Source organism: Corynebacterium sp. KPL2861 (assembly GCF_040225475.1).
Classification (GTDB): Bacteria; Actinomycetota; Actinomycetes; order Mycobacteriales; family Mycobacteriaceae; genus Corynebacterium.
This window is the reverse complement of record NZ_JBEHFW010000021.1, coordinates 1-6445: the sequence shown is the minus strand read 5'-3', so window position 1 is coordinate 6445 and position 6445 is coordinate 1. Positions and strand designations below refer to the sequence as shown.

General features: G+C 57.3%; 2 protein-coding genes and 5 pseudogenes. 4 read left to right on the top strand and 3 right to left on the bottom strand.

Annotated features, from left to right (window positions below):
• Positions 1-93: 93 nt before the first annotated feature.
• From ABRP84_RS11145 to ABRP84_RS11135, 3 pseudogenes are all read left to right on the top strand, one after another.
• Positions 94-468: pseudogene (locus tag ABRP84_RS11145) on the top strand (replication protein RepA); the annotation flags it as partial.
• Between the two features lie 46 nt (positions 469-514).
• Positions 515-1742 (top strand): annotated as a pseudogene (locus ABRP84_RS11140) (IS3 family transposase).
• 31 nt (positions 1743-1773) lie between these two features.
• Positions 1774-2046: pseudogene (locus tag ABRP84_RS11135) on the top strand (helix-turn-helix domain-containing protein); the annotation flags it as partial.
• A 369-nt stretch (positions 2047-2415) separates the two neighbouring features.
• Here ABRP84_RS11135 and ABRP84_RS11130 read toward each other — a convergent pair.
• The gene (locus ABRP84_RS11130; RefSeq protein WP_302525503.1) at positions 2416-3450 is read right to left on the bottom strand and encodes a YeiH family protein; all 1035 of its coding nucleotides are present in this window, start codon (positions 3448-3450) and stop codon (positions 2416-2418) included.
• Positions 3451-3520: 70 nt separating this feature from the next.
• Here ABRP84_RS11130 and ABRP84_RS11125 point away from each other — a divergent pair, with 70 nt between their 5' ends.
• Positions 3521-4417 carry a LysR family transcriptional regulator gene (locus tag ABRP84_RS11125; RefSeq protein WP_086892162.1) on the top strand — a complete coding sequence of 299 codons (897 nt, stop codon included), beginning with the start codon at positions 3521-3523 and terminating at the stop codon, positions 4415-4417.
• 255 nt (positions 4418-4672) lie between these two features.
• Here the strand turns inward: ABRP84_RS11125 and ABRP84_RS11115 are convergent.
• Positions 4673-5232: pseudogene (locus ABRP84_RS11115) on the bottom strand (zinc-binding dehydrogenase).
• A gap of 37 nt (positions 5233-5269) precedes the next feature.
• A pseudogene (locus ABRP84_RS11110) lies at positions 5270-6367 on the bottom strand (IS3 family transposase); the annotation flags it as partial.
• Positions 6368-6445 lie beyond the last annotated feature (78 nt).

The following is a 6445-nucleotide window of genomic DNA, read 5'->3' as shown; positions in this document are numbered from 1 at the left end:
ATGGCCGTGGCCTTTCCCGACCGCTTCGACAAATACCTATAAACCTAGCCCCACACACAAACAACTTGACACGCTCACAGGCGGGAGCAACTTCTACGCCTTGCTGGCTCAATGATTACCGTAAAAAGCGACGACGGCGTTCACGCACGTGGACGTCACACCCAGATCATGGAGGAATGGGATCTCTGGTTCGACTCCCGCGACCCCAACCAGGGCAGCTTCATTGAGTCCTACCTTAAACTCACACCCCAGTTCTTCAAGCACATTGCAGAATCCCCCATCCCTATCGACCTCAACGTCCTGCGAGAGCTCAACAAACCACGAGCCATGAACCTCTACATCTGGCTCACGGTAAAACAGTACTGGCTGGCGAAAAACAACCGCGAAGCCTACACCTTCACCTGGGAGATGATCGCCGCCAACTTCGCCACCAAAGCGTTAGACTCCAACGACGCACGACAGAACTGAAGCGTCCTGGGTTTAGTTCCTACCTCAGCTAAGGAAGGATTGAACTATGCCTAGAAAGTATTCCGTCGAGTTCAAGGAGAAGGCGGTCCATCAGATCATCGAAATGGTCCGCCTGGAGTCTTGCTCACTGCAACGCGCCTACACGGAGGTCGGTGAGCTGCTTGGAGTATCTCACCACACGTTGCGGGCTTGGTACCGTGACAGCGCTTCAGTACGTGATGACTCTGACGCTTCAGGCGGCGAAACAATGGAAGAAGAGCTTGGGGCGTCTGCGCCGAGAAAACCGCGAACTGAAACGAGCAAACGGGATTCTTAAGACTGCTTCGGCTTTTTTCGCAGCGGAACTCGACCGACCCACGACCAAATGATCTCTTACATCGACGCGTATAAAGATCAGTTTGGGGCCCGGGTCCATCTGCAGAGTCCTTAAACAAGCAGATCGTGGATTCATCACCTCACGCGGCTACCGCAAAGCCACCACACGTGTTCCCAGCGCAAGAGCCTTAAGCGATAGCCTGCTCATCCCAGAGATACAGCGTGTGCATGCGGAAAACTTCTCGGTCTACGGCATCCGCAAAATGTGGCACGCCATGAACCGTGAAGGCTTTCATATCGGCCGCGACAAGACCGCACGTCTGATGAAACTCGCAGGTGTTTCCGGCCGCCGACGTGGACGAACCCCTGTGGCAACGATTAGCCCGAAGGCACCGGATCATCGCCCAGACCTTGTACAGCGAGACTTCCGTGCGCAGGCGCCAGGCAGGTTGTGGGTTGCCGACATTACCTACGTTCGCACCCTGTCAGGATTCGCCTACACCGCATTTGTCGTGGATGTATTCAGCCGAAAAATTGTTGGTGTCGCTACACGATCGACAATGCGCACCGACGCGCTGCCGATGGAGGCTTTGGAGCATGCGTTAACGACTGCAGGGCGAATTCATGGAAACCAGTTAATTCACCATAGCGATCGGGGCAGCCAGTATGTGTCGTGGAAGTATTCCACTGCGCTAGCTGAGTCAGGAATCCGCCCGAGTGTGGGAACAGTCGGCGATTCTTACGACAATGCGCTAGCCGAAACAGTCAACGGTCTCTACAAGGCTGAACTGATTCATGCCCAAGGCCCGTGGACGTCGGTCGGAGAAGTCGAACTGGCCACCTTGCGGTGGGTGCATTGGTGGAACACCAAGCGGCTTCATGAAGCTTTGGACTACGCCACCCCACAGGAAGTAGAAACCGAGTACTATCTCACCCAGCCCATCAACACAGGGCCGTAAAAGAAGCGGAACTAAACCCAGGACGCTTCATGCGAAAGACACCACAGATCCACGCGCGGATTTAATGCTAGGCATTTTAGGTTCGTTTGCGGAGTTTGAGCGGGCCATTATCCGCGAACGCCAAGCAGAGGGGATTGCGCTGGCGAAAAAGGCAGGAAAGTACAAAGGCCGCAAACCCGCCCTTAGCCCATAACAGGTAGCGGAGATTAAGAGGCGCGTGCTGGCGGGGGAGCCAAAGGCAGAGCTAGCACGGGAGTTTGGGGTCACTCGCCCTACTGTGTATCGGGCGTTGAAGAACGCATAGATGCGGCGATGGGGGCGGGTGAATATACGCCCCACGGCGCTTGCCACATGGCAGGACATTTACGGTTCCAGGCACGCCTACAGGTAGCCTTACGCACATTTCCCCTCGTGGGCGGCTTTTACAAGGGCTGGTGAAGGCACGCCCCCAGGTCTCGCTAGCGTGTGGTTTTACCTGCACTTTCTCCGCCTGGGCAACGTTCACCGAATAAAGAGAAAGGGCGCCCCCACCTTGAAGAATCGGAGCTGTCGACGCCGACGATAATCGGAGCTGGACCGGTGAGAAATGTCAAGTCAGGTTCCTTCCTAAAAGGTCATGTGGTGGGCGGACGAGGTATCAGCTTGGGCGGAGACTGCAGGATGTGGTTCCCTATCAGAGGTGGACGAGTTCGATGCCTGCAAGTGCGATGCCTGTGACGAGAATGGTTGAGGCTGCGGCCAGGATGAAGGGTCGGGCTCCGACCCGGATGAGGTTGCGGATCTTCACCCCACATCCCAGTCCAAACATTGCGGCGGACAACAAAGCCGTTTGCGCGAGGCTTCCTGCGTGGATGAGGCCCTCGGGCAGGTCCAGTGTGGAACGGAGCACGATCATGACCAGGAAGCCAATGATGAACAGTGGGACGATCGCAGGACGCTTTTCATCGGGTTTGACGTTTCCTGACCGGCGTTGGCGAATGCTCAAAATCGCGACGATCGGGGCGAGCAGCAGGACGCGGGCGAGTTTGACGATGACGGCGACAGCCAGCGCCCCGCCGCCGATTATTCCTCCGGCGGCGACAACCTGAGCGATCTCGTGGATGGAGCCACCGGCCCACATGCCGTTGAGTTCAGGCTCCATGCCCAGCAGCTGGCCGAGCAAGGGAATCGCCGGAATCATGAGTGTGCCGAAGATGACCACCAAGGCCACGGCGGTGACCACGTCCTCTTCGTCTGAGTCGGTGACCCCTTCGACTCCGGCCACAGCGGCGGCGCCGCAAATAGAGAAACCACATGCTATGAGCAGAACCTGGGCGGAACGCATCTTCATCAGCCGCCCGATCAGGATGGTTCCGAAAATGCCTCCGGCCACGATGCACACGATGACCACGAGCATGGGCGCACCGAGGGAGACAATGTCTGAGAGCACCAGTTGCAGGCCCAGGAAGACGATTCCCAATCGGAGCAGCTTCTTGGAAGCCAGCGTCAGTCCCGGTGCCGTGGACTCGGGTAGGCGAACCACGTTGGTCAGGGCGATGCCGAGCACGATCGCGACGATCAGTGGGCTGACACCGGGAAGGAAGACGTTAACGGTCATCGCGATTGCCACAGCGACCGCACACAAAAGCAATCCGGGGGAATATTTTTTCAGTGCGTAGGAGCCGCGGCGGGTTGTTATGGGATCTGTCTGTTGTATTTGCGTTGACATACTTCCATACTTCACTGATCCCCGTCAGCCCGCTAGACGGCAATTTCGCATCATGGTATATGCTTTTGATATGAGCGAAGCTTGGCCGAACCTTCAAGTACTGGAACTCTTCGTTGCCGTGGTGGACGAAGGCAGCGTGGGGGCAGGCGCACGGAAAGTGGGGATGGCGCAGCCCAACGCAAGCCGAGCCATCGCGGAGCTGGAGGCGGGGATGAAAACGGCTTTGCTTGAGCGCAGCCCCCGCGGTTCGGAACCGACGGCACTGGGGTTGTTGCTGGCTGTTCAAGCCCGTGAACTACTTGATGCCGGGCAACGCTTCAACGATTGGTCACGGTCTAGCCGCAGCAACGAAACGTTGGAACTTCGTGTGGGGGCCAGCATGACCATCGCAGAAACCCTGCTACCGGTCTGGCTGACAGAGTTGAAACGTCGATTGCCGCCGGTCCGCATCGAGGTGCAGGTGCTGAATTCGGCGCAGGTTCTCCAAGAAGTGCAAAGGGGCATTCTTCAACTGGGTTTCGTTGAGACCCCGAATGTTCCCATGCGGTTGAATGCCCGGGTCGTCCAAGAGGATGAGTTGCTGGTAGTTGTCGCTCCCAACCATGAATGGGCGAACCGTACGAGCAGGATCGGTTTGCAAGAGCTGGCGGAAACCCCCTTGGTTGTCAGGGAGCCTGGCTCAGGTACCCGCGAGGCGCTGCAAGAGGTGTTGGCTGGGGTCGTCACTGTCGAGCCGATGCAGGTGCTTGCCAGCAACGCCGCGGTGCGCGTTGCTGTTGCTTCCGGGGCGGGTCCTGCTGTCCTGAGCGAACTCGCCCTTCGTAGCCAGCTCGAGAGCGGGGACCTGTTGCGCGTTCCCTTTGAGGGTCAAGGGATCAGCCGCCCCCTGACGGCCGTCTGGTCAGGACCTCGACGATTGACAGGAGTCGCGGCCGAACTGGTCGCTGTGGCCGCTGCCAAACCGTAGCCGGTGGCAGCAAGTCCCGTCTTCGAAGAAGTCATCAGCCTCCGTACAAGATGCTCCCCCTGTAGTCCCGAGCCCCAAGCAGTGCCCGTGCCTTGGGCGGTCTGACATGCCAACCCTTCCGGCTCAACATCGTCCGCCTCTTACCCGCAAGCCATGAATTAAATACGGGGTAGAGAGTTGTAAATAACCCGGACCGGCTGAGAATTCGGCAAGGCAGCACCTTCTTGAATCCGCATGGTTCCTCGGCCATGTGCTTTACTCTCGTCTGAGCACGAGTTTGCCTCGAGCCCTCCGGGTCTGTACTTTCGCCAGGGCAGCCAGGGCATCTGCAAACGGATAAACCTGCTCAAGCTCCAAATGAATCTCCCCTGCGGCGATCTGCTCCATGAGTTGCACCAAATCATCGAGAACGTCCATTTGATAGGGGACCCCGTTATGTGTATGCCACGTTCGGAGATGTGTGCATCTCCGGAGATCGACACCAATGTTCCACCGTCCTTCACGACGGGCAAACTTTCCGCCGAGGTGCCCGGTTGCACCGCCAAGACAGCGTCGACGCCATTGGGCATCCACTCCAGGATCTGCTCGCGCCAATGGGGGTTGCCGTAGTCAACTACCTTGTGCGCGCCGAGCGAAAGCATGTAGTCGTGATTGGGTTTCGACGCGGATGCGGCAACGTGCCATCCGCGTTGGCGTGCAAGTTGGATGGCGACCGTGCCGATCGCCCCCGAGCCACCAGCAATGAAGAGCGACCCGTCAACGGGCGCTGAACTGCAGGTTTGACTTCCAAACGAAAAGGACGCCCCACCCGCCAAAATTGAACTGGCCCCCGAAAGTTGGACTGGTTTAATTCTAGGCGATGAGGGGTTCGAGGGTCTGATTCCGATATTGCATCGGGGTCAGGCCCTTGAGTCGTTGTTGGATGCGTTCGGTGTTGTACCACTGGATGTACTCGTCGATCGCTTGGTTGAAGTCTTCGACGGTGTCGAAGACTTCCCCGTGGTACATCTCGGTCTTTACGTGCCCGAAGAAGTTCTCCATTACTGCATTGTCGTAGCAGTTGGCTTTACGCGACATCGACTGAACACCACCGTTGTCACCGATCAGGTTACGCCAGGAGGAATGCTGGTACTGGAATCCTTGATCGGTGTGCATCATCCACCCAGGCTTCGGTGCACAGGCTGCGATCGTCTTGGACAAAGAATCGGCAGTAAACGCTGCCGTCGGCGATGTGGCCACGGTGTGAGCAACGATTGAGCGGTCGAACAAGTCCATCACCGGTGACAAATACACTTTTCGGCCTGCGACCCTGAACTCGGTGACGTCGCTGACAAAGACGGTGTTTGGCGTGTCTGGGGTGAATTTGCGGTCGAGTTTGTTGTCAGCGATGTGGCTTATAGTTCCTGCGTAGGAAACATACGGCCTGCGTTGGCGGATCTTGGCTCGAAGACCCATCTGACGCATGAGTTTGTAGACGAGTTTGTGGTTGACCACCCAGCCCTTGTTGCGCAGGTCCAGCAACACCCGCCGGTAGCCGTAGCGATGCTTGTTAGCCTCGAAGCTTTCTAGGATCGCGTCCTTGATCGCAGCGTGCTTATCTGGCTCGCTGAGTCGTTTCTGGTGATAGAAGAATGTCGACCGTGGGATACCTGCTGCCTCTAGGAGGTACTCTAAGCGGTGGTGAGACTTGAGGATGACGATCGCCTGAACTTTCAGGCGTGTGCCTGATTCCTCAAGACCCGCAATTTTTTTTAGATAAGCGTTTTCAGCTTCCAACCGTGCGATCTGGCGGCGCAGCTTGTCTTCTTCTGTAAGCCGCTTCGGTGCGGCCGAGCCTTTAGGCCTGACCTTCGATTTCGGTTTCAACGCCTCAACGCCGTCTTTGCGCCATTTCCGCGCCCAGTCTTTGACGAGCAGGTCTGACGACAGTCCAAACTCGAGGGCAAGATCCGAGAGTGTCTAATGGTTTGTGTGTGGGAACCTAACCCGCATGAGGAGATGGACCAGAATGACTACTGTGGCGAGACG